The organism is Bacillus sp. Xin1, from assembly GCF_013314535.1.
GTDB lineage: Bacteria > Bacillota > Bacilli > Bacillales > Bacillaceae_G > Bacillus_A.
On sequence record NZ_JABUAE010000035.1, the window covers coordinates 1 to 21,889 of the forward strand.

Annotated in this window: 22 protein-coding genes and 1 pseudogene; 9 read left to right on the top strand and 14 right to left on the bottom strand. The window is 35.5% G+C overall.

Features of this window, described 5'->3' with window-relative positions; all coding sequences use genetic code 11:
- Nucleotides 1-13 precede the first annotated feature (13 nt).
- Together HRG09_RS22145 and HRG09_RS22150 are read right to left on the bottom strand one after the other, a co-directional pair.
- Nucleotides 14-1,012 carry an ABC transporter permease gene (locus HRG09_RS22145; RefSeq protein WP_174102967.1) on the bottom strand — a complete coding sequence of 333 codons (999 nt, stop codon included), beginning with the start codon at nucleotides 1,010-1,012 and terminating at the stop codon, nucleotides 14-16.
- 3 nt (nucleotides 1,013-1,015) lie between these two features.
- On the bottom strand, nucleotides 1,016-1,876 hold the full coding sequence (locus tag HRG09_RS22150; protein ID WP_174102968.1) for an ABC transporter permease subunit: 861 nt from the start codon (nucleotides 1,874-1,876) through the stop codon (nucleotides 1,016-1,018).
- A 334-nt stretch (nucleotides 1,877-2,210) separates the two neighbouring features.
- On the opposite strand from HRG09_RS22150, the gene HRG09_RS22155 reads away from it, so the two are divergent.
- Genes HRG09_RS22155 through HRG09_RS22165 form a run of 3 tightly spaced genes read left to right on the top strand, consistent with a single transcriptional unit; the run spans nucleotide 2,211 to nucleotide 5,175 of the window.
- Entirely contained in the window at nucleotides 2,211-3,314 is a 1,104-nt protein-coding gene (locus tag HRG09_RS22155; protein WP_174102969.1) for an efflux RND transporter periplasmic adaptor subunit, read from the top strand.
- The gene (locus HRG09_RS22160) at nucleotides 3,311-3,985 is read left to right on the top strand and encodes an ABC transporter ATP-binding protein (RefSeq protein ID WP_174102970.1); all 675 of its coding nucleotides are present in this window, start codon (nucleotides 3,311-3,313) and stop codon (nucleotides 3,983-3,985) included. The genes HRG09_RS22155 and HRG09_RS22160 overlap by 4 nt, the downstream gene beginning before the upstream one ends.
- A 26-nt stretch (nucleotides 3,986-4,011) precedes the next feature.
- Nucleotides 4,012-5,175 carry an ABC transporter permease gene (locus HRG09_RS22165; RefSeq protein ID WP_483862118.1) on the top strand — a complete coding sequence of 388 codons (1,164 nt, stop codon included), beginning with the start codon at nucleotides 4,012-4,014 and terminating at the stop codon, nucleotides 5,173-5,175.
- Nucleotides 5,176-5,379: 204 nt separating this feature from the next.
- Here HRG09_RS22165 and HRG09_RS22170 read toward each other — a convergent pair whose 3' ends face one another.
- Nucleotides 5,380-6,468, bottom strand: a complete 1,089-nt coding sequence (locus HRG09_RS22170; protein WP_174102972.1) for a DUF871 domain-containing protein — start codon at nucleotides 6,466-6,468, stop codon at nucleotides 5,380-5,382.
- Nucleotides 6,469-6,789: 321 nt separating this feature from the next.
- Between HRG09_RS22170 and HRG09_RS22175 the strand changes: the two genes are divergently transcribed.
- Both HRG09_RS22175 and HRG09_RS22180 read left to right on the top strand, forming a co-directional pair.
- Nucleotides 6,790-7,992: an MFS transporter gene (locus HRG09_RS22175; protein ID WP_174102973.1), complete on the top strand. Its 1,203-nt coding sequence runs from the start codon at nucleotides 6,790-6,792 to the stop codon at nucleotides 7,990-7,992.
- Nucleotides 7,973-8,125: a hypothetical protein gene (locus tag HRG09_RS22180; protein ID WP_174102974.1), complete on the top strand. Its 153-nt coding sequence runs from the start codon at nucleotides 7,973-7,975 to the stop codon at nucleotides 8,123-8,125. The genes HRG09_RS22175 and HRG09_RS22180 overlap by 20 nt, the downstream gene beginning before the upstream one ends.
- Nucleotides 8,126-8,129: 4 nt before the next feature.
- Here HRG09_RS22180 and HRG09_RS22185 read toward each other — a convergent pair whose 3' ends face one another.
- A complete protein-coding gene (locus tag HRG09_RS22185) occupies nucleotides 8,130-8,561 on the bottom strand; it encodes a hypothetical protein (RefSeq protein ID WP_174102975.1) in 432 nt (143 codons plus the stop codon).
- Nucleotides 8,562-8,907: 346 nt separating this feature from the next.
- On the opposite strand from HRG09_RS22185, the gene HRG09_RS22190 reads away from it, so the two are divergent.
- On the top strand, nucleotides 8,908-10,563 hold the full coding sequence (locus tag HRG09_RS22190) for a Na/Pi cotransporter family protein (protein WP_174102976.1): 1,656 nt from the start codon (nucleotides 8,908-8,910) through the stop codon (nucleotides 10,561-10,563).
- Nucleotides 10,564-10,624: 61 nt separating this feature from the next.
- On the opposite strand, the pseudogene HRG09_RS22195 reads toward HRG09_RS22190, so the two are convergent.
- Nucleotides 10,625-11,624: pseudogene (locus HRG09_RS22195) on the bottom strand (YhdH/YhfP family quinone oxidoreductase).
- A gap of 286 nt (nucleotides 11,625-11,910) precedes the next feature.
- On the opposite strand from HRG09_RS22195, the gene HRG09_RS22200 reads away from it, so the two are divergent.
- Both HRG09_RS22200 and HRG09_RS22205 read left to right on the top strand, forming a co-directional pair.
- Nucleotides 11,911-13,176 (top strand): LCP family protein, encoded by a 1,266-nt coding sequence (locus tag HRG09_RS22200; RefSeq protein WP_174102977.1) that lies wholly within the window; start codon nucleotides 11,911-11,913, stop codon nucleotides 13,174-13,176.
- Between the two features lie 173 nt (nucleotides 13,177-13,349).
- The gene (locus HRG09_RS22205) at nucleotides 13,350-13,790 is read left to right on the top strand and encodes a hypothetical protein (RefSeq protein WP_174102978.1); all 441 of its coding nucleotides are present in this window, start codon (nucleotides 13,350-13,352) and stop codon (nucleotides 13,788-13,790) included.
- Between the two features lie 64 nt (nucleotides 13,791-13,854).
- Here HRG09_RS22205 and HRG09_RS22210 read toward each other — a convergent pair whose 3' ends face one another.
- The 8 genes from HRG09_RS22210 to HRG09_RS22245 form a co-directional block, all read right to left on the bottom strand.
- The gene (locus HRG09_RS22210) at nucleotides 13,855-14,334 is read right to left on the bottom strand and encodes a DsrE/DsrF/DrsH-like family protein (RefSeq protein ID WP_174102979.1); all 480 of its coding nucleotides are present in this window, start codon (nucleotides 14,332-14,334) and stop codon (nucleotides 13,855-13,857) included.
- 85 nt (nucleotides 14,335-14,419) lie between these two features.
- Entirely contained in the window at nucleotides 14,420-14,716 is a 297-nt protein-coding gene (locus HRG09_RS22215; protein WP_174102980.1) for a rhodanese-like domain-containing protein, read from the bottom strand.
- Nucleotides 14,717-14,730: 14 nt separating this feature from the next.
- A complete protein-coding gene (locus HRG09_RS22220) occupies nucleotides 14,731-15,099 on the bottom strand; it encodes a rhodanese-like domain-containing protein (protein ID WP_174102981.1) in 369 nt (122 codons plus the stop codon).
- Between the two features lie 47 nt (nucleotides 15,100-15,146).
- A complete protein-coding gene (locus HRG09_RS22225) occupies nucleotides 15,147-15,374 on the bottom strand; it encodes a sulfurtransferase TusA family protein (RefSeq protein WP_174102982.1) in 228 nt (75 codons plus the stop codon).
- 258 nt (nucleotides 15,375-15,632) lie between these two features.
- Entirely contained in the window at nucleotides 15,633-15,896 is a 264-nt protein-coding gene (locus tag HRG09_RS22230) for a metal-sensitive transcriptional regulator (RefSeq protein WP_174102983.1), read from the bottom strand.
- Nucleotides 15,897-16,014: 118 nt separating this feature from the next.
- On the bottom strand, nucleotides 16,015-17,688 hold the full coding sequence (cdr, locus tag HRG09_RS22235) for a CoA-disulfide reductase (RefSeq protein ID WP_174102984.1): 1,674 nt from the start codon (nucleotides 17,686-17,688) through the stop codon (nucleotides 16,015-16,017).
- A gap of 188 nt (nucleotides 17,689-17,876) precedes the next feature.
- The gene (gene spoVR, locus HRG09_RS22240; RefSeq protein ID WP_174102985.1) at nucleotides 17,877-19,295 is read right to left on the bottom strand and encodes a stage V sporulation protein SpoVR; all 1,419 of its coding nucleotides are present in this window, start codon (nucleotides 19,293-19,295) and stop codon (nucleotides 17,877-17,879) included.
- Nucleotides 19,296-19,482: 187 nt separating this feature from the next.
- The gene (locus HRG09_RS22245) at nucleotides 19,483-20,043 is read right to left on the bottom strand and encodes a nitroreductase family protein (protein ID WP_174102986.1); all 561 of its coding nucleotides are present in this window, start codon (nucleotides 20,041-20,043) and stop codon (nucleotides 19,483-19,485) included.
- A 242-nt stretch (nucleotides 20,044-20,285) separates the two neighbouring features.
- Here HRG09_RS22245 and HRG09_RS22250 point away from each other — a divergent pair, with 242 nt between their 5' ends.
- Entirely contained in the window at nucleotides 20,286-20,882 is a 597-nt protein-coding gene (locus HRG09_RS22250; RefSeq protein WP_174102987.1) for a hypothetical protein, read from the top strand.
- Nucleotides 20,883-20,920: 38 nt separating this feature from the next.
- Here HRG09_RS22250 and HRG09_RS22255 read toward each other — a convergent pair whose 3' ends face one another.
- Nucleotides 20,921-21,850 (bottom strand): proline racemase family protein, encoded by a 930-nt coding sequence (locus HRG09_RS22255; RefSeq protein WP_174102988.1) that lies wholly within the window; start codon nucleotides 21,848-21,850, stop codon nucleotides 20,921-20,923.
- Between the last annotated feature and the right edge of the window lie 39 nt (nucleotides 21,851-21,889).

A 21,889-nucleotide genomic window follows, 5' to 3' on the forward strand; every position in this document is an offset into this window, starting at 1 on the left:
TTTCCTAGGCTCTTTACATCGTATGTTTAAATGTAAATAACTCTTCTTTAGGAAGTGAAACAGACTTCACCTCTTCTACTTCCTCCTCTTTTTTCATTTCTCCTAACCTTATTTTTGCTATCGCATCCTCTATACTTCTTACAATCATATTCCCTGAGAAGATAGTGAGTCCAAAAAAAGTAATTGGTACAAGCGGAATCCATGGATGCACTGATAGAGAGCGAAAATATACACCTATTAAACCAGACCATTCATGTGTGTAAGAATCTACCTCAGTTCGCCCAAAGCTTACTGTCCCTCCGAAAAACACTTCAAGCAATCCTAAGTGAAGAAAGATAATAAGCGTTTGAATAAACTGCTGCATCAATACAAGTACAAACGTCATATATAAGTGCGGAAACAGATGTTTCACAACAATACGCCTTCTACTTCCGCCTAATATACGAGCAGCATCTATAAACTCTTCCTTTTGTAATTTCCGCACTTCATTTGCAACATAAAGAGAAATTGTCGGAACCGCCAGGACAACAAGCAATATGACCTGAAATAATGCCCTCTCAAAAAAACTAGTCGTCTCTTCTCCATTCACAAAACTAGTTGCAAACTGAAGAAAAAAATACGCAATCATAACAGTTGGAATAACTGTAAAGCTATCAAAAAACGCTTCAATTTTTGAAAACCCTCTTTTTACATAGGTTCCTAATATAACACCAAAAAAGACACCTAAAGCCACCCGCATCATCGCAATAAAAACAGATATACCAATGGTCCACTTTGCTCCTTCAATAACTAGATTTAACAAATCATAACCTTTTCGATCTGTACCAAGTAAAAATTGCCATGAAGGCGCAAATGGTGGAGCTTCTACATTTCCTTGCGCATCATATTGCAACGTAACTTGGCGAATATGTCCTCCATTCCATAACGTATTCCCAATGCTAAGTCCAACTAACACAACAAGAAATAAAATACTAAACCAAAACTTTTTATCACGCTTTATATATTTCCACATCTCTTATGCCCTCTCTTTCATCGCATCTGGAACGAAATAATGAAACGACTTAAATAGAATAAAGATCGGGATATAAATAAGTAAGATACTCACTGTAAAAACTTCAACCGGTTGATAATTTTTAATGAATACAAAAATACCATGTGTGTTAAAAAGCCATTCTATAATATACAAATTTGATAACATAAACCAAATATTTGTTTTCGCAAAAAACAATGTACTAAGCAACACATTCCGCAATACATGGCGATTTAAAATATAAAAGCGATCAAACCCTTTCGCCCGTGCAAATAACACATAATCTTTTTCTAATTCTGTTTTAAAACGAAGGAGTAATAGCTTTACAAACATAATTGTAGTGGGAATACTTAAACAAATAATAGGTAAGCCTCGAATAGACTCTCCTCTTAGCGCAGCAATCTTAATAGGTAAAAAACCTGTCTTTTGAAAAAACCATACGACAAGAATTTGTGATCCAATAATAAGTAGAATGTCTGGAATGGACTCAAGAAAAAGCAGGAATGTTTTAATGCGCCGCTGTATGTGTGGGTGACTTCTCATCATCATATACACAATGCAAAAAGCTATACATAATGAAATAAAAAATGAAGCTAAAAAAATAATCATCGTTTCCTTATAATGAATAAATAGTTGCGGAAATAACGGTCGATTCATCCCATACGTTAAGTTTGGAACATCTATCAGCTTCATAACTAACATCTTTAAAGCCTGTACATACTGCGAAAAATTAATATGTAACCCTTCAAATAATTTTGGAAGAGCACCTAAACAAATAATTCCGATAACAGAAAGAATAAATTGCACTGTAACCTCTACTCCATTTGAAATGACCCTTCTTGCCATTTTCCCCCTTCTCTCTATACAAATTTCCATTCTATTTATACTCCGCTTTATTTTATAAATAATTTTCAGAATTGTAAATATTTTCTATACAAAAAAGAATCACTAGCTTAAGATTCTAGTGATTCTTTTTGCATATGTTTCCATATTCCTTATTCCTTTCCTTCATACAGTATTATTGTAAGAAAGAAAAGGCGCGCCAAACAATCTGCTCCGCCTCCATTATGTGAACCTTACAAAACTGTAATGTTATTGTAAGATAAAACGATTTGTCACATTTTCCTTCTCTTCTATACTAAAAACAGATACCAAAAACGAACGAAAAGGTGATAAATAGATGAAGAAGAAAAATAAAGTGTTAATTACGAGTGTAGTAGTAATTGGGATTGCAGCAGGTTCATATTTTGCTTTTGCTGGTGGCGGTTCTGACGTGGCTATGGCATACAGCAGCTATAAAGTATCAGAAAAACAAATTGAAAATGCACAAAAATTTGGCGGTGAAGTGATTCCAAATGGAATCGAAACAATCGCATTTGATCCATCAAAAGGAACGTATGAATTAGCTGTTAAAAAAGGCGATGAAGTAAAAAAAGGGCAACTACTATTTAAATACAATGACCCTACTATGAAATTAGGTGTTACGGAAGCAGAAATGCAAAAAAAGCTTGCGAATAAAGAAGTAGAATTATTAAACAAACAAATAAATGCAGCAAAACAAAAATTACAAAAAGATAAAAACGCTGGTGCACCTGCGGAAGCGTTAAAAGCTTCAGAAACTGAAATTCAAACACTTGAATCTCAGCTTGAAATGAAAAAATTTGAAGTTGAAAAAGCTGATCAAATGATTCAAACAAGCAAAGAGAAATTAACTACTCTTTCTGTAACAAGCCCTGTTGATGGCGTAATTGATGATATTACAAAAAATGCAGACGAAAAAACAGGTATGAGCGGTATTACAATTCGTCACGCTGGTCCATTAAAAGTAAAAGGACAGCTATCAGAATATGAACTAGCTAACGTAAAAGTTGGGCAAGAAGTAACTGTCACATCAAAAACGGTACCAGGAAAAACATGGACTGGAAAAGTTACTGAAATCGGTACAACACCAGTAAAAAGCATGGATGAGAACAAGACAGTTTCTAACTATCAATTTATCGTTACATTAGATAATAATGAAGAGTTGCAAACTGGATTCCACGTATACGTAACAAGCAAGTCCGGCGAAGCAACTGGTACAGTGATTCCAAAAAGCAGCATTGTGAAAAAAGGCGATAAAAATATTGTATTCATCGTGAAAGATGGGAAAGCAAAAGAACAAGCAGTTACTATTGAGTTTGAAACAGATAGCGAAGCAAAAGTATCTGGCGTAAAAAAAGGTGATCAAATCATCTCTAAACCAGAAAAAGACTTAAAAGATGGCATGGAGGTTAATGCCCAATGATTGACTTAAAAGGCATCACGAAATCCTTTCAAAACGGTGAAGAAACTGTTCAAATCTTACACGGTATTGATGTAACACTTAACCAAGGCGAATTCACTTCTATTATGGGGCCATCTGGTTCTGGTAAGTCCACGTTAATGAATATTATTGGTTGCTTAGACAAACCGACAGACGGTACTTATTCGTTAGCCGGACAAGATATTTCAAATATGTCGGAAACAGAACTCGCTCATATTCGTAATAAAGAAATCGGATTTGTATTCCAAAACTTTATGCTACTCCCTCGCCTCAATGCACTGCAAAATGTAGAGTTACCACTTATCTACGCAGGTGTAGATAAAAAAGAACGACGTGAACGTGCATTAGCTGCACTAACAAAAGTAGGTTTAGCAGATCGTGCAACACATTTACCAAATGAATTATCTGGCGGTCAAAAACAACGTGTTGCCGTTGCTCGTGCAATTGTAAATAATCCAAAGTTCATCTTAGCCGATGAGCCAACTGGTGCACTTGATACAAAGACAAGTAAACAAATTATGGACCTCTTTTACGAATTAAACAAACAAGGCTCAACAATCATTATGATTACCCATGACCGTGAAATTGGGGAAGCGGCAGCACGCCAAATTGTAATTCGTGACGGAAATATCGTCCAAGATTGGAGAGGTTAATTTTGAACACAAGTGAAAATATACGTATGGCCCTTTCCTCAATCTTTGCTCATAAAATGCGTTCTGTATTAACGATGTTGGGGATTATTATTGGGGTTAGTGCCATTATTACAATCATCTCTATTGGGGACGGAACGAACGCCAAGTTCCGTGAACAAATCGGTAATGAAAAGAAAGATCAGTTTTCAGTGAACTACAGAACAGAAGATTATTCAGATATGGACGGAAAAATTTCCTCTAGTATGTATGACGATGTCTCCAAAATTTCCGGTGTTCAAGAAGTGTATCCTGATGTTAGAGGAAAAGAAAAAGTATATGCCGGAAAAAAAGAATTAGATATTGATATAACGGGTGTAAAAGGCGATTACTTTGAAGATACATCCCGCTTCAAACTAGAACACGGTAAATTGTTCACCACCGCTGATTTAGATAAGCCTCAGCATACAATCGTATTACACAAAGATGCATTTGATAAACTATTCTCTTCATGGGAATCAAACTTGTATGTTGATATAAAAGGTACGCCCTATAAAGTAATTGGTGTATATTCTACTAAATCAACAGCAATGATGGGTGGCATGGAATCTAAAGAAGGTGCTATCTCTGCAGAAAACTGGCCTGTATTATTCGGCAAAAACAACTATGATGGTATCACAGTAAAAACCGCTCCCGGTCAAGATAAGAAAACTGTGCAAGATGCAGTTGTCAAATCGTTAAATGATGCGAAAAAACCAGAGCATACAGGGAAATTTGAAGTACCAGACCCACAAGAAATGTTGAAAGAAATCGATAGCTTTACAGGTATCCTAAAAAGCGTATTCGGTGGTATTGCAGCCATTTCATTACTTGTTGGTGGTATCGGCGTTATGAATATCATGCTCGTTTCTGTAACAGAACGTACGCGTGAAATTGGTATCCGTAAAGCACTTGGTGCAACGCGCGGAAAAGTATTAATGCAATTCCTAATTGAATCTTGTATTCTAACAGCATTAGGCGGATTCATCGGATTTATGCTAGGTATCTTCTTCGCTTGGATTGTCGCAATGTTTGCGGGATGGCCACTTGTTGTTTCTATAAAACTAGGCTTAATCTCAGTAGCATTATCTATGTTAATTGGTATTCTATTCGGTTTACTACCAGCGAATAAAGCTGCAAAACTTGATCCAATTGAATGTTTACGATATGAATAATAGAAAAGGTTGCCTTATAATGGGCAACCTTTTTTACAGCATGTTAGAAAACAAGAGCCGGTAGACTCTTGTTTTTTATCGTTATTTGCCGGTTAGTCGATATCCTTTGTCGAATCGCCGATAAAATTTCATTTACTATTTCACACGTATAATCCCCAAAAAGCCATCATGTATATACAGAACGGCTTCATCTATATCAACATATTATTTCTTTAATGCAAATCCAAACTTATCCCAAGCTTGTAAATAATCTAATAAGAAAATTTCCTCTTCTACAACACGACCAACTACGTTTGTTTTCCCTGTGTTTACCATATCTTTTAAGGCAAGCTGTAATTCGCCTTTATATTGACCATATTGTTCATTATCAATAAGAAGATCACCACGTTTAATTGGTCTTGTATGATGAGGTTTAAACTCTTCTTTTTTATATTTCACACGGCTCTGCGTAGAACGAATCATATATTCAGACACATCCCCGCGATAAAAATGTGGCTCTTCTAATACAATTTTCCTCTCTAATTCTGTTGTTGTTTCATAAATCTCTACATCAAACGTTTGCTTTTCTTTATTTACTTCTCCAAGCGCTTTTAATTCTTCTTCCGATGCATATGCATTCGCAATAATCACGTCATCAATTAATTCTGTTGCAAATAAATGTTTCGCTTGCGTTGTCATCGGTAATTCACGGTGTTGCTCTAACGTACATAACCCTTCTGTTACTGGCCATGGCCCATACGTTGCATCAAATGACGTAATAAAAGCAGCATTTCTCATTCCATAATCTTTAAATTGTTTCGAGCATTTTATAAAATGATCATACGAAAGACCAGAATAACGATGTGGATAGAAGTTATGACAACCAATTAAGTTTTCACGATTCGGACGATGGCTCATAATATTATCAACATATTTCGTACCGTTACTCATATTAATCTCAATTTTCAATCCATATGGATTATATGTCATAATCGATTCTTCTAATCCTGAGAAACCAACATCTAGACGAATACCATATGCACCTAATTCATGGAAGAATGAAAGATCATTATAAGAAATACCAAGTTGTTCAAAAACAGCTGGACTAATATCAACAAGTACTTGGAAACCTAATTCATTCGCATGCGAAATCGTTTCCTTAAACTCTTTCACAATTTTCTCTTTTTCTCCATCCACTGATAATAAACATGTGAATACACGTGTAAAACCATATTGATGTGCTAATGTTAAATATTCCTTATCTTTCTCTACTGTAGAATGTTCTGGATAAATAGAAATACCTAATCGTCTCATGCGTATACGCCTCTTTCTTCATCATCATTTTGTAAACCTTTTCAAACATATGTAGTAAAATAGTAGAAATTCTCTTCTACTTCACTATTTATTTGAATCCGCTTTCTTTTTAGAGAAAAATTTCTCTATCAATCATAACAACTAGCAGACTATACATCTATACTTTACCTTTTTTGAGAGCGTTTGTGTAGTATTTACACAAATTTGTAAATTTTTTACCCAAAAAATTTGTTGCATCCTTCCAATTCACCTTTCTTGACTCTTCTACCAGCTACTACATATACTCGAAAGAACAGAGAAAAATATTTAGGGGATGAATATATGGGAGAAGCAGCACTCGTAAAACGAGAACCATTATGGACAAAGGAATTTATTGCGCTTATTTTCGCTAACTTATGTATGTTTTTAGGCTTTCAAATGTTAATTCCAACATTGCCTGTTTACGTGAAAGAAATTGGTGGCACAAGTTCAAACATCGGATTTGTTGTTGGAATGTTTACTGTGGCAGCTTTAATTATTCGGCCACTCACTGGAAATGCACTACAAAAATTTAGTAAAAAAATTATTTTAATGACTGGTACTGCCATTTGCCTACTTGCTATGGGTAGCTATCTATTTGCCTCTACTGTCTTCCTTCTTCTCGCTGTTCGTATTTTACACGGAGCCGGTTTCGGTATTACAACCACGACATATGGGACTGTAGTCTCCTACTTAATTCCAGCAGCCCGCCGTGGTGAAGGTATGGGGTATTTCGGTCTCTCTGGAACGATCGCTATGGCACTTGGCCCTCTGATTGGTCTATGGCTCATGCAAACTTATAACTTTACAATTCTTTTTTTATGTGCGCTATCTTGTACCGTACTTTCTTTAATATTAACAAAACTACTCAAAATTCAAGCAACTGAAAAACCAATTCACCAAGCACATGAATCATTTTTAGATGGATTTATCGAAAAGAAAGCTTTACTTCCTTCATTATTAATATTATGTATTACACTAATGTACGGAGGGATCGGTAGCTTTATCACGTTGTTTGCAGCGCAAGTTGGCATCGCTGATATTAGCCTTTTCTTCTTATTTAATGCCCTTGCTATCGCAGTAACACGTCCCTTCTCAGGAAGACTGTATGATGTAAAAGGCCATGCATTTGTTATTATTCCCGGTGTTATTTTAACCTTTGCAGGCATTATCTTATTATCGTATACAACAACAATACCAAGTTTAATTATTGCAGCAAGCTGTTACGGAAGTGGATTCGGTGCTATCCAGCCAGCCTTACAAGCATGGATGATCGATCGTGTCGCTCCGCATCGCCGCGGCGTTGCTACCGCAACATTCTTTTCTGCATTTGATCTTGGAATTGGAGCAGGAGCCATTATCTTTGGATTCATCGCACACTTTACAGACTATGCAACTGTATATCGCTACTCCTCTGTGTTACTGATTGCATTTCTTTTTATTTACATTACAAATGTACGAAAGCAAAAACAACTGGATAAAAAACATGAAAAAGCTGCTGGATAATTCAGCAGCTTTTCATGTTATCCCTCTATTTGCTGGCAGTAAGACGACTAATAATCAGTGGGGGCTTCGTCTACCACTGATTATTAGCCGTCACTTTATCTATATGATTTCAAATGTACATATTTCTAAATAGGTGCTCAATCATTTACTCCTAATTCCAATACATACACTTTGTCCTCCAATTCAAATACAAAATGCTCAGCACTGACGTACCAATCGTAATCACTTTGGACTTCATATGTAATTACGTGTCTTCCATAAAAAAATGAGTCTAATAGTTCAAGAAATGTTTGAACCCTAGTGTCTTTCTTTACCGCATGTAACATTTGATTATCATATTTTAAATAAAATTCTCTTTCAAAAAACCATCGATCTAATACTTTTTGCAATCGTTCTCCATAATTATTACATATTTCATGACTGTGATACTCTCTTTCAAAGTATGTTTGAATAGTGGCAAGAATCGTATCTTGTTTCACTATTTCATGAAAATGAAAAGTATATCCATGATTCGTCATATGATTAACCTGTTCCATCGCTAATAAATAACCATTTATTTTATCTAACACGATTTTCCCCTCCTATTTTATACATATGTACTTATAACTAAATCGCTTTTCTAAAATGAAATTTCTACTTTGGTTTTTTACATACTACCGTTAAACTCCCACTTTTTTTGTTCAGTTCATATTCTCATCTAATACATACAAATACTATGATTATTACAGGCAAATTGTACAGAATAACATTACATTCAAACCATAATTACCCATAATGTAAACGGTCTTTTTTTAAGGTTACGTAAATTTTTTAAAGCTTTGTAAATTTAATGTAAAGTTTACATTGATATCATTTACACCACCTCAACTTTTAGTTAATAATTACACCGTACATGAAATTTAAGGAGTGAAATGCGTGGAATTTAATGTTCAAGACATGATCTTCCAGTTTATTGGTGGATTAGGTATTTTCTTATTCGGGATTAAGTACATGGGAGACGGACTGCAACAAGCAGCTGGTGATCGCCTCCGCGACATTCTCGATCGCTTTACAACTAACCCACTCATGGGCGTACTAGCAGGTATGTTAGTTACCGTACTCATTCAATCTAGCTCAGGAACAACCGCTTTAACAGTTGGACTTGTAAGTGCTGGATTTATGACACTAAGACAAGCAATTGGTGTGATTATGGGTGCGAATATTGGTACGACCGTTACAGCATTTATTATCGGAATTAAAATCGGAGAATATGCTCTTCCAATTATGGCAGTTGGGGCAATCTTACTATTCTTCTTTAAAAATAAAAAGGTCCAATCTCTTGGACAAGTCGTATTCGGATTTGGTATGTTATTCTTCGGTTTAGAATTAATGAGCACAGGTATGAAACCTCTGCGTTCTTTAGAATCATTCCAAGAATTAACTGTTAGTATGAGTAACAGCCCAGTCCTAGGTGTTATCGTAGGTACAGTCTTTACATTAATTGTACAAAGCTCAAGTGCAACAATTGGGATCCTGCAAGAATTATTTGGCCAAGGTGCAATTGATTTAAAAGCTGCTCTACCTGTACTATTTGGTGATAATATTGGAACAACAATTACAGCTGTATTAGCAGCGATTGGTACTTCTATTGCAGCAAGACGAGCAGCGTTAGTACACGTTATCTTTAACATAGTTGGTACGATCATCTTTACAATTTTATTAGTACCATTTACAAATTTAATTCAATATTTCCAAACATCATTAAACTTAAATCCAGAAATGACAATTGCTTTTGCACATGGAACATTTAATGTAACGAATGCGATTATTCAGTTCCCATTCATTGCAGTTCTAGCATGGATTGTAACAAAAATTATTCGCGGAGAAGATGCTGCTATTGACTTTAAACCGCAGCACTTAAATCCAATTTTTATCGAACAATCTCCTGCCATCGCCTTAACAGAGGCACAAAAAGAAATTATTCGTATGGCAGAATTCTCATTACACGGACTAAAAGAAGCAACTCTATTTTTAAATACAAAAGACAAGAAACATGCTAATATGGCAGCTCAATTAGAAGGCGCTATTAACAATTTAGATAGAAAAATTACCGATTATTTAGTATTACTTTCTGAAAAACCACTTTCACCAATGGATTCAGAAAAACATTCTGTCTTAGCATCTGTTGTCGGTGATATTGAGCGAGTTGGAGACCATGTAGAAAATGTTGTGGAGCTTGTTGACTCCCAAATTTCTAATCGCGTCACACTATCGGATGAAGCAATGGCAGAACTAAACGAAATGCTTGAACTAACAACTTCAACATTGCAAGATGCAATTAATGCTTTAACAAACTTTGATATTGAACTTGCACAAACAGTCATTACAAAAGAACGTAAAATTGATCAAATGGAACGTGTATTACGTAAACGCCACGTACTACGCCTAAATGAACGTAGTTGCTCAGGTGATGCAAGTATTATTTATGTTGATATGGTAAGCAACTTAGAGCGTATCGGTGATCACGCTGTAAATATTGCAGATGGCGTTCTAGGAGCACAAGGAAAATTCGCTTTAAAACAAACACTATAATACAAAAAAGACGATCTTGATAAGATCGTCTTTTTCTATATCATGTCTTATACATACGATACTATAATACCTTCACAATCGTTCTTCCCTTTAACTTCCCTTGCAATATAAGTTCAAATTTATCATGTAATTCTTCTAATGTGCATTCTGCCGTATAAGGTAATAAGTCTAAATTCTTCCACTCATCCCCTAACATTGACCAAATCTGCTTTCTTACTATCATTGGACATTGTACAGAATCTATTCCTAACAGATTAATACCACGCAGGATAAATGGATATACAGACGTTTTAAATTCATGTCCTACAACGTTCCCACACGTCGTTACACTTCCACCATATTGAACTACTTTTAAAGCAGTTGCTAACGTACTTCCACCAACTGTATCAATCACACCAGCATATATTCCTTTTAACATTGGTTTTCCCGATTGATCATTTATTTCATCGCGATGAAATAATCTCTTTTGCACCTAAATGAAGTAACATTTCTTTCTCTTCCGTTTTTCCAGTCGCAGCTACGACATCATATCCTAACCTTGCTAAAATACTAACTGCAACACTTCCAACTCCACCTGTTGCTCCTGTAACAAGAATTCTTCCCATGTCAGGTGTAATTCCTGCTGTAATTAATTTGTGTACAGACAAAGCAGCTGTAAAACCTGCTGTTCCATACATCATACTTTCTTTCAACGATAGCCCTACTGGTAACGGAACAACCCATGATGCAGGGACGCGAATATATTGACCAAATCCACCAGAGGTATTCATTCCTAAATCATATCCGGTTACAATTACTTGATCCCCTGTTTTAAAAGAAGGATTTTGACTACTAATCACTTCTCCCGCTGCATCAATTCCAGGAGTATGTGGGTATTTTCTTGTCACGCCTCTATTCCCAGTAGCTGAAAGGGCATCTTTATAATTCAGCGAAGAATAATGAACACGTATTAACACTTCCCCTTCAGGCAAATCTGTTATATCCCTCTCAACAAAAGTTCTTTCAAATTGATTTTCTGCCTTCTCATTTACAAAAATTGCTCGAAACGATGTATGATTCATTATGCCTATCTCCTTTACTCCTAACAAGCAGTCTTTTTACTTCATTATATTAAATTTATAGAAAGTTATATAATCGCCCTTTTGAACATATTTCAACAAATTATACTTGTTCTATCGTTTAAACCCCTAAAATTCGCTTTACAAAGAGTCGAAAAATCTGACTTTTTGTAAAATAAATTGAACTTTTGCGAAATGTAAATGATTTGTAATGTTCTTTTTCGCCAAATTTCATTATAATTAGGTGATATGAGTGTCGTATTTCAATCCAAATGAAGGAGTATATGAAATGGATCAAATCCCATCTTGGCAAAAAAATATACGAAATAATACGCAAAAAGGAAAGAAAAAAACAAAAATTATCATAAGTGCCCTTTTATTATTTTTAATAATAGGAGGCGGTTATACTTGGTTTTTAGTAAATAAAGCATCCTCTGCTGTTCGAAATGCCGCTCACGATTTAGCACGCGGTGATAAATCAGATTTACGTGATAAAGCTGTTAAACCTATTACAAATAATGTATCCGTATTAATAATGGGCGTTGACGAAAGTGATGTACGTGGTAAAGAATACGGTGATGCCATAAGAACAGATGCAATGTTACTTGCAACTTTTAATAAAGATAGCAAAACTGTAAAACTTTTAAGTATCCCTCGCGATACATATACTTATATCCCAATAGAAAAGAAAAAAGATAAGATTACACATGCACATGCATATGGCTCTGCAAAAAATGGAAAAGATGGTGGACCTCAAGCAAGTATTGATACAGTAGAAAAATTACTCAATGTACCTGTTGATTACTTTGTAAAATTCAACTTTAAATCATTTATGAAAATTGTTGATGATTTAGGTGGTATTGAAGTAGATGTACCTGTTGAATTTACAGAGCAAGATAGCAACGATAATCCAGGTGCAATCCACTTGAAAAAAGGCGTTCAAAAATTAAATGGTGAAGAAGCTCTTGCTCTTGCTAGAACACGTCATATTGACAGCGATGCAATGCGTGGGCAACGTCAACAACTTGTTATTGAAGCCATTCTGAAAAAACTAACAAGCGTTGATTCTGTAACAAAAGTAGGAAATATTATTGATGACATTAACGGACAATTTGTTACAAACTTAACATTCGATGATATGCTATCATTCTATAAATACGGTGTAGATTCTTCACTTGAAAAATTACAACTCAATGGTTCAGACTGCTACATGGCAAAAGGTGACGATACATGTAGTCGTTCTGCTGGAGATGGACGAACATATTACTACAAACCAGATTCAAAAGAACTAACAGATTTAACAAATCAACTTCGCACTCACCTTGGATTACCGGAGTATAAGAAAGTTAATTCTAGCGATAAAGAAGACAAAAAGAAAACGAAAGATACAAATAGCAGTAACGATGAAGACACAGACACAAATATAGAAACTACATCGGATGAAAACACCAAAAATACAAAACACAATACCGATCATCAGCAAAGTTCTACTAACAAAAAAAATAACAACAACGATGAAGACACAGATACAGAAGCTACATCGAATGAGAATTAATAAGAAACCCAGCTCTATGGAAGTAGAGCTGGGTTTCTTATTAATTCTAACCTTTTATCCGTGAATAACTTCTAAAAATATTAAAAATTCTAACTTTTCAACTATCAATTCCCCTATCTTTAAATTATAATAAGGGATAGATGTATATTCCAATTAACAGGGGGCAAAAACATATGAAAGCCGCAGTAAAACATAACGTTTCAGACTTTAAAGATTACCTAAAATCCAATGAAATACATATGGAAGAAAACATAGATGAAAATGATGGTTCCGTATTTTTTTCAGTAAACTTAGAAACAGAGAGCGGTGCAAAAGTTCGTCTTATCGCTGCCTTTCATAACGAGCATCCTACTGTCGATATATATTGCTTCAATGTCGCTCAAGTTCATGATGCAGCTAAGAAAAGCGATTTATTGCATGTAATCAACGAGCTAAATACAGCATATCGATTCGCAAAATTCACAATTAGTAAAAATGATTCAATCGACATTTCAACGTCCCTTGTATTTACAGAACCATACTTTAACCCTGCTCTTGTATTTGAACATACGAGACTATTATATAAAGCTGCAAATGATGAATATGAAAATTTGATGAAGCTTATTTGGGCTTAATCATTGAACGCCACTGGGTCTCCAGTGGCGTTCATCATTTTTTCTTAAGGAATCTATTTATTTATTAAATAAATAGATTCACATTTCCATCAGAAGCATCTGCTAAATAAGCTGCCACGCCAGCAAACTCGGCATCTTCCATAATCTCTTCTTGTTTTAAGCCCAATAAATCAAACGTCATTTGACAAGCTACAAGCTTAACACCTTGTTCTTTTGCCATATCAATTAAATCTGGAAGTGGCATAGCATTATGCTTTTTTATAACGTGCTTGATCATTTTAGGGCCCATGCCAGCAAAATTCATTTTGGATAATCCCATCTGATTTGCTCCGCGAGGCATCATCTTTCCAAACATTCTCTCTAAGAAATTTTTCTTTACTTGCACATGTTCATCTTTCCTGAGTGCATTTAACCCCCAAAACGTATGAAAAATCGTCACTTCTTGATCATACGCTGCTGCACCATTCGCAATAATATAAGCTGCCATCGCCTTATCATAATCTCCGCTAAATAAGACAATTGTTGTTTTCTTCTGATTCTCCATGCTAATTCCCTGCCTCTATATACCTATATGGGTATTATAAAAAATGTAAAATATCCTTTATTAAAGAACTCTTCATCGTACGATGTTATTCTGTTTCACCCTCCCAATCTAACATACCGCTAGTCATATTTATAACCTTAAAACCATTGCTTTCTAAAAACTGAGCAGCTCGTGAACTTCTCCCACCAGAGCGACATACCATAATATATTCTTTGTTTTTATCTAATTCATGCATGCGAAATTCTAATAACCCAAGCGGAATATGAAGAGCTCCTGGAATTTTCCCTTCCTCTACTTCTTCTACTTCACGAACGTCAATTATATTTAATACTTCATGATTCATAAATTTATTTTCTAATTCTTTAGCTGTCATTTCTTTCATTTGTCATTTCCTCCTTAATTCCAAGCATTCATACCGCCCGAAACATTCGTAATATGTTGAAATCCTAATTTTTTCAGCACTTTTACTGCGCGTTTACTTCTCATTCCACTTTGGCAAATCACAATTACTTCTTTACTTTTATCTAACTGATTCGCTTTTTGCACTAACTCATTTAATGGGATATTTCGGAATCCTTGAATGTGATTCCCTCTAAATTCACCTTGTGTGCGAACATCAATGAATTGTTTATTCTTTTTATGAAGTAAATCTTTTAGCTCTTTCCCACTTATATTTTTAACTCCCTTAATCGGTAAAAAGCGAGAAATAATAAGCCAAGCAACAAGTATAGCTAAAACAATATTGAATACTACAGTTACGCTCATCCATCATCTCCTCCAATCCTTTTCTATGCAATTAGTCTCTTATTTTTTTACGCCTTTTTAATCCAGAACTTCAGCACACCGTTTTCTTCCACATGTTGTAATACTTCATGTCCGCCTTTTTTTGACCAAGCTGGAATATCTTTTATCGCGCCTTTATCAGTTAAGTGAACCTCTAGCACTTCTCCAGATTGTAAAGCTTCCATAGCTTTTTTTGTTCTTACGATTGGCATTGGGCATGCTAAGCTTGTTACATCTAATACTTGTTTTGCATTCATGTTCTATACCTCCATCTGTTTCTTCTATTTTTCAATCCATACACTCTACTTCATTACGAACACCTAAAATAAAAGTTTCTCAGCAACATCTTTTGCTTATAATGATAGGGCACCACTCCATTACCCCATACGGTATATTTTCATTTAAAAAAATTTAACATCCTATGTTCTAACTCCAATTGTTTCCTAAAGAATCTATATACCTACATGGGTATAAAATAGTGTTTTAAAAATCTGTCAACACATTCGTTTGACAGATTATCTACTTTTCACAAGTAATTGTACAGCCTCTTTAATTAGATCTTCATTGGATGTATCACCTTTTGCAAATTGTTCTCGCAAACATTTTTCCAAATTTGTTCCGACAATTAATCCAATTGCGCGATCCATAGCAGAACGTGACGCAGTTAATTGTGTAATTACCTCTTTACAATCTTTTTCTTCTTCAATCATTCGAAGAACACCACGAATTTGCCCTTCTATTCGCTTCAGCCTATTTTTAATATCTTGATTGTATTCCAATGCCCAATCACCTCAATATTTTCTAAAATATGCTTTATTTAAAGAAATACTTACTGTAGTAAGATTTTGATTCACCTTCACAAACCATCTTATACCCTTAAGGGTATTTTGTAAAGCACTATTTTACTTTATATACAATCCGGTCTGGCAAAGCCGTTGCATACAATTTAAAACCACCATCGACATTCTTCACCTTATACCCTTTTTCCATTAACATACGTGCAGCAACATAGCCCCTCATACCGAGCTGGCATGTCATATATATTTCTTCATTTACTGGAATTTCATCCAATCTTTCGCGTAATTCATCTAATGGAATATTAACTGAACCCTTAATCATCCCTTGTTTTAACTCATTTGGTTCACGAACATCAATCAAATATCCACCATTTTGGACAATACGATCAATCTCATGCCACTGCACTGTATCTACAAGCCCTTCAATTATATTACTTGCAGCATACCCCAACATGTTTACTGGATCTTTTGCAGAAGAATACGGCGGTGCGTATGCTAATTCCAAATCCGGTAAATCTAATGCCTTTAGCTTCGCTTTCATTGCCGTTGCAATGACATCAATTCGTTTATCTACACCGTCACGTCCAACAGCCTGCGCACCATAAATTTCTCCTGATTCTTTATTAAAAATCAATTTTAATAAAACAGGATGTGCATTTGGATAATAACCAGCATGAGAATTTGCCTGTACATGCACTACCTCATAGGGTATATTTAAACGCTGCAATACCTTTTCATTTACTCCTGTTGAAGCAACTGTTAATTCAAATACCTTCGCAATCGATGTTCCCATCGTTCCTTTGTATACAGACTCTGTATGCCCATGAATGATATCTGCTAACAGACGCCCTTGTCGATTTGCTGGCCATGCTAATGGAATCATTGTCTCTGTTTCTGTTACAAAATCTTTTACCTCAATCGCATCACCTATCGCATAAATAGATGAATCCGAAGTTTGTAGTTTTTCATTTACTTTAATTGTTCCTCTTACTCCAAGTTCTAACCCTGCTTCTTTTGCTAAACGACTCTCTGGCCCGACACCGATAGATAGAATAATCATATCTGTATTGATTTTCAAGCCACTTTTTAAGCGTACGACTGCCCCATCTTCTTCAAAAGCCTCTACTCCGTCTTCAAAAATAAGCTGAACGCCATGCTTTATCATATGTTCGTGTACATATGCGGCCATTTCATAATCAATTGGTGGCATGACTTGATTATTCATCTCAACAAGCGTCACATCTATTCCTTTTTCTCTCAAATTTTCTGCCATTTCAACTCCAATAAATCCTCCGCCAATGACAGTCGCATGGCGTGGTTTCTTCTCATCAATATACTCTTTAATACGATCTGTATCTGGTACATTCCGTAATGTAAACAATGCCTTTGCTGTTTCAATTCCTGGAATAGGCGGCACAATTGGTTTTGATCCTGGTGAAAGAATTAAAACATCATAAGATTCTTCGTATGTTTCATTTGTCATTACATTTTTCACAATAATTGTTTTTTCTTCTTTATTAATCTTTATCACTTCACTTAATACACGTATATCTAAATTAAAACGCTTTGACATCTTTTCAACGGTTTGCACTAATAGTTTCTGTCTTTCTTGAATTACACCGCCAATGTAATACGGTAATCCGCAGTTTGCAAAAGAAATATATTCCCCTCGCTCAAACATAATAATTTCATCCTCTTCGCTTAAACGACGAAGACGTGCTGCTACTGATGCTCCGCCGGCAACTCCACCGACTACGATGATTTTTTTACTCATATTTCCCTAACCTCCACAACTATTTTTGATTACTGCTACGGATATATATAAACTCCAAATTACATATACCCGTATAGGTATACAATAAACACAAAAAAATATAATGACAATATATAAGCCTCAAACTTTATACTTGTTCACCAAATTGAAACAAACTGATCATAAAAAAACCGCTGATCCCAGCGGCCTCACACATACTTCCTGTGCACCATCTTTCCGTCATACGAAAAGACAACACCTTTATTCTCAACATTAGATTCCATATGAACCGTTCTTCCCCATAACTGATGAATGTACGGCAGCACTTTCTCTAAGTATTTTAAATCAAGCTCAATTCCTTCATAACAATGTTTAATATACAGTTCACCGTTCTTTAAATGGTCTCCATCTTCTACCACTAAGTATGGGAATCCACCATTCGTTCTCATATTTACAAGCTGGTCACGTACATGTTCCCACTCTTTATCAATAACTTTATACTCTTTCCCTTGGCGCTGGAATAAGTACATATCTTCCCTCATCACAAGTTCTTTATTTAAGTAGTTTCGAAGAAAGGAGACATCCCATTCGATTTCCCTAACTTCAAAGATTTTGTCACGACCCGACCCTGGCTTTACACCTCGTCGTTTCATCTCTTCTGTTGGGTTATTGTAACGTTCTTCAATATCTTCAAAGACTTTGATACCAAGATAATATGGATTAATACTTGTTTTGGACGGCTGTACAACTCCTGCATTTAACTTTGCGAATTCGATTGCTTCACCGGACGTTAAATCCATTTCTCTAAGGATACGCTGATGCCAGTACGAAGCCCAGCCTTCGTTCATGATTTTCGTTTCTAGTTGCGGCCAAAAATATAACATTTCTTCTCTCATCATCGTTAAGATATCACGTTGCCACTCATCTAACTCTCTACTATATTCTTCAATAAAGAGAAGGAGATCTTTCTCTGGCTGCGGCGGAATTTTCTTTTTCTTCCATATATTTGGGCGTTCTCGTTTTTTATTTCTATCATCTAAATCCCACAAGTCATCATACTGTGAAACTCGTTTCTTTTCTACTTCTTCCTCTTCTAAGTCATTGATACTCCATGCAAGCTTTGGCCGCATAAGCGATGGATCAATGTGTTCTTGAATTGCTAATACCGCATCTAAAAATGTTTCTACTTCTTTTTTTCCATATTTATGTTCATATGCTTTAATACGTTCTGCCGTTGCTGCCATGCTTTCAACCATATCGCGCTTCGTATTTGAGAAGCGAATATTATTTTTAAAGAAATCGCAGTGTGCTAATACATGTGCTACAATCAATTTATTTTGAATCAATGAATTGGTATCGAGTAAAAACGCATAACACGGGTCTGAGTTGATGACAAGCTCATATATTTTACTAAGTCCCAAATCATAATGCAGCTTCATTTTGAAGAACTGCTTTCCAAAACTCCAATGCGAAAACCGTGTCGGCATTCCATATGCACCAAATGTATAAATAATTTCCGCTGGGCATACTTCATAGCGCATCGGATAAAAATCCAGCCCAAATCCAGTTGCGATTTCAGTAATTTCAGCGATTGCATATTGCAGTGCTTTATCATCATTAGCTCTCATTATTTTCCCTCCTTACACTTTCCCTTAAGAAAGTGTATGAAGGGAAACGAGCTTTCATGAGAAATGATGAAAAATAGATAGTCTGTTCTTCACTTATATCAGCAATTTTCTTCATAATTCATAAAAACAACAAAAAAGCCAAACACAAATTTCAAACCATTTGCATCCAGCTTCTCATCTTCACCTATTACCCTTCAATAATTTCAAGCTTCTCCGTAATCGGCGTACGCGCTTTTCCTTCTGGCTTCTTATCAAAATAACCAATATGAAGAATTCCAACAATGCGTTGTCCTTTTGTTAACCCAAGTCCTACTATAAATAAAGGATTATAATTCAGTCCGCCTGATTTCCAAACACAACCTAGTCCGCGCTCCCAAGCTAGTAGTTGGAAGTTTTGCATAAATGCACATACTGCCGCGTAGTCTTCATCACGCTGAATTTGACGTGGATCTTCATCCATATATACAACGATTTGAGCTGGTGTACTTAGAAAACGATCTGATAAAATTTTACCTCGTTTTGCTCTTTCTTCTTCTGTAAAAGAATTTAATACAGCATCTACTAACTTTTGGCGACCTTCACCAATAAATAATTTACATTTCCATGGCTCACGATGTTGATGGTTTGGTGCCCATGTTGCATCATTTAATAATTCAATTAATAATTCTTTTTCTACTGCTTTATCTGTAAATGTACGAATGGAACGTCTTTCTTTAATGATATTTGCAATGGAAGTATATGTAGTCATATGTTTCTCTCCCTTATTCTTATCTATATGTATACATCTGTTATTGATATTGATTTTCAATTTCGATTATAACGCAGTTTTCTACCATTAATCAATGTTTTATGTTGTGAAACTAACAAAAAACTTTTTTTGTTACATTGCAGAAAAACTTGCAATGTTCACGAGTTCTTCACAACTTCTCCACAACTTCGGGACATCCTATGTGTAAAGTTTTCCATTTCATTTACTTAGGAGGAATCTATATGTACAAAAAAGTAATAGCAAGCATTTTAGCAACAGGACTTTTATGCGGAATGGCAGTCTTCCCTACTTCTGCCGCTACTCAAAAAGAGTTTACGGCGCATCACCATAAAATAATTTCAGAAGAACAAATCCAGTCATTAGAAAAACAAGGTTACAACAAACATGAAATTTGGAAAGCTGCACACATTGCGAAAATAAGTAAAAAAGATATCAATGACGTTTTATCGTACTATAAACAAAATAAATCTTGGAAAGAAACAGCGAAACATTTTGGTGTGGATCCAAAGAAAATGCATAAACATCATATGAGTAAAGAGATGAAAGCAGCATTACTACAAAAAATAGCTGAAATGCAAAAATCGACTCCAGAACAAATGAAAAAAACAATGGAAGATAACCACCTTCACTTGCGTCACCTCGCAGTTTTAACCATCATTGCACAAAAAAGTAATACACCGTTCAATGATGTATTACAAATGAAAAAAGATGGCATGCATGTCAAACAAATTGCCGAAAAATTAAATGTGAAAAGAGAAGATATAAGAGCTGAAATGATGAAATTAATACAGTCCATCAAACAAAAAAAGACAAGCTAGACATAAAGAAAGGAAGAGACAGCTACTCTTCCTTTTCTTTATGAACCCACTATAATAAAGCCGTCCGCCAGCGGATCAGATGGATCTAATAAAAATTGATGCATTCCTGTAATAAAAACCCTTCCTGTAATTTGTACTGTCATGGCGCTTTTTGTGTATTCCATCAGTTTTGCTTCATATGTCCCGCCCGTAATATTTTCATGTTGCAAACTCTCTCCTTCTTGCAACATACCTTCTTCTTTAAAGAGTGCCAAACATGCACAGGTTGCTCTCACATAGGGAGAGCGGCTTACAAGTCCATTCTTCTTCTGCACCATCGTTTTAAAGCGTTTCTCTTCAATCTGCGCCGCATCTATTAAAATGCTACTACATTCAGATGATAATGACGTTCTTGCCCTATGTGCCCAGCTCTTTAATTCTATAAACTCATCCATAGCTAGTTTGACGCCTAAATGCTTTGTATGACTGATTACGTAGTGTTCATTGGACCCAAATGAAACGACTGATTGAGAAGCATGATGTTGAAGTTCGTATTCACAATTTTTCTGTAATGAAACAGCGTGTATCTCTCCATCTTCCATACAGATGTTCATAGAAAATATCCCATCAATTGTTTCCACCGCTACTACATCATTTTTTATTTGCACATTTCCCATTTCCACCATAACAACAGCAGCTATCATCACAAACTCTTCTATACTAGAAGTAAATTCATTTGCATCCATAAACAACGCTGCAAAATCAGCTTTTTTTGAACAAGGTGGTACAATCATACAACCGTTCATCGCTGCATGACCACGCGGCTCTTGCATAAGAATTCTTCGAAATGTTTGATAGTTTTCAACTAATTCTTTTTGCTTTTCTTGCAAAGTATTTCCCTGTAATAGAGGTACGCCGTTCATAATGAGGCGTAGTGGCTCCCCAGTCATATGTGCATCAACTGTTGTAATCGCTTTTGCGAACTTCATTCAATCTCCCCCGTCTTCCATTTCTCCTGTTATTTAGCT

Bases quoted from the DNA above. Each gene is read 5' to 3' on its own strand.
- spoVR (WP_174102985.1), bottom strand. From the start codon at position 19,295: ATGAGAGCTAATGATGATAAAGCACTGCAATATGCAATCGCTGAAATT.
- HRG09_RS22250 (WP_174102987.1), top strand. From the start codon at position 20,286: ATGTACAAAAAAGTAATAGCAAGCATTTTAGCAACAGGACTTTTATGC.
- HRG09_RS22170 (WP_174102972.1), bottom strand. From the start codon at position 6,468: ATGAGACGATTAGGTATTTCTATTTATCCAGAACATTCTACAGTAGAG.
- HRG09_RS22165 (WP_483862118.1), top strand. From the start codon at position 4,012: ATGGCCCTTTCCTCAATCTTTGCTCATAAAATGCGTTCTGTATTAACG.
- HRG09_RS22205 (WP_174102978.1), top strand. From the start codon at position 13,350: ATGAAAGCCGCAGTAAAACATAACGTTTCAGACTTTAAAGATTACCTA.
- HRG09_RS22215 (WP_174102980.1), bottom strand. From the start codon at position 14,716: ATGAAAGAAATGACAGCTAAAGAATTAGAAAATAAATTTATGAATCAT.
- HRG09_RS22160 (WP_174102970.1), top strand. From the start codon at position 3,311: ATGATTGACTTAAAAGGCATCACGAAATCCTTTCAAAACGGTGAAGAA.
- HRG09_RS22175 (WP_174102973.1), top strand. From the start codon at position 6,790: ATGGGAGAAGCAGCACTCGTAAAACGAGAACCATTATGGACAAAGGAA.
- HRG09_RS22180 (WP_174102974.1), top strand. From the start codon at position 7,973: ATGAAAAAGCTGCTGGATAATTCAGCAGCTTTTCATGTTATCCCTCTA.
- HRG09_RS22155 (WP_174102969.1), top strand. From the start codon at position 2,211: ATGAAGAAGAAAAATAAAGTGTTAATTACGAGTGTAGTAGTAATTGGG.
- HRG09_RS22255 (WP_174102988.1), bottom strand. From the start codon at position 21,850: ATGAAGTTCGCAAAAGCGATTACAACAGTTGATGCACATATGACTGGG.
- HRG09_RS22145 (WP_174102967.1), bottom strand. From the start codon at position 1,012: ATGTGGAAATATATAAAGCGTGATAAAAAGTTTTGGTTTAGTATTTTA.
- HRG09_RS22220 (WP_174102981.1), bottom strand. From the start codon at position 15,099: ATGAGCGTAACTGTAGTATTCAATATTGTTTTAGCTATACTTGTTGCT.
- HRG09_RS22225 (WP_174102982.1), bottom strand. From the start codon at position 15,374: ATGAATGCAAAACAAGTATTAGATGTAACAAGCTTAGCATGCCCAATG.
- HRG09_RS22200 (WP_174102977.1), top strand. From the start codon at position 11,911: ATGGATCAAATCCCATCTTGGCAAAAAAATATACGAAATAATACGCAA.
- HRG09_RS22210 (WP_174102979.1), bottom strand. From the start codon at position 14,334: ATGGAGAATCAGAAGAAAACAACAATTGTCTTATTTAGCGGAGATTAT.
- HRG09_RS22245 (WP_174102986.1), bottom strand. From the start codon at position 20,043: ATGACTACATATACTTCCATTGCAAATATCATTAAAGAAAGACGTTCC.
- HRG09_RS22150 (WP_174102968.1), bottom strand. From the start codon at position 1,876: ATGGCAAGAAGGGTCATTTCAAATGGAGTAGAGGTTACAGTGCAATTT.
- cdr (WP_174102984.1), bottom strand. From the start codon at position 17,688: ATGAGTAAAAAAATCATCGTAGTCGGTGGAGTTGCCGGCGGAGCATCA.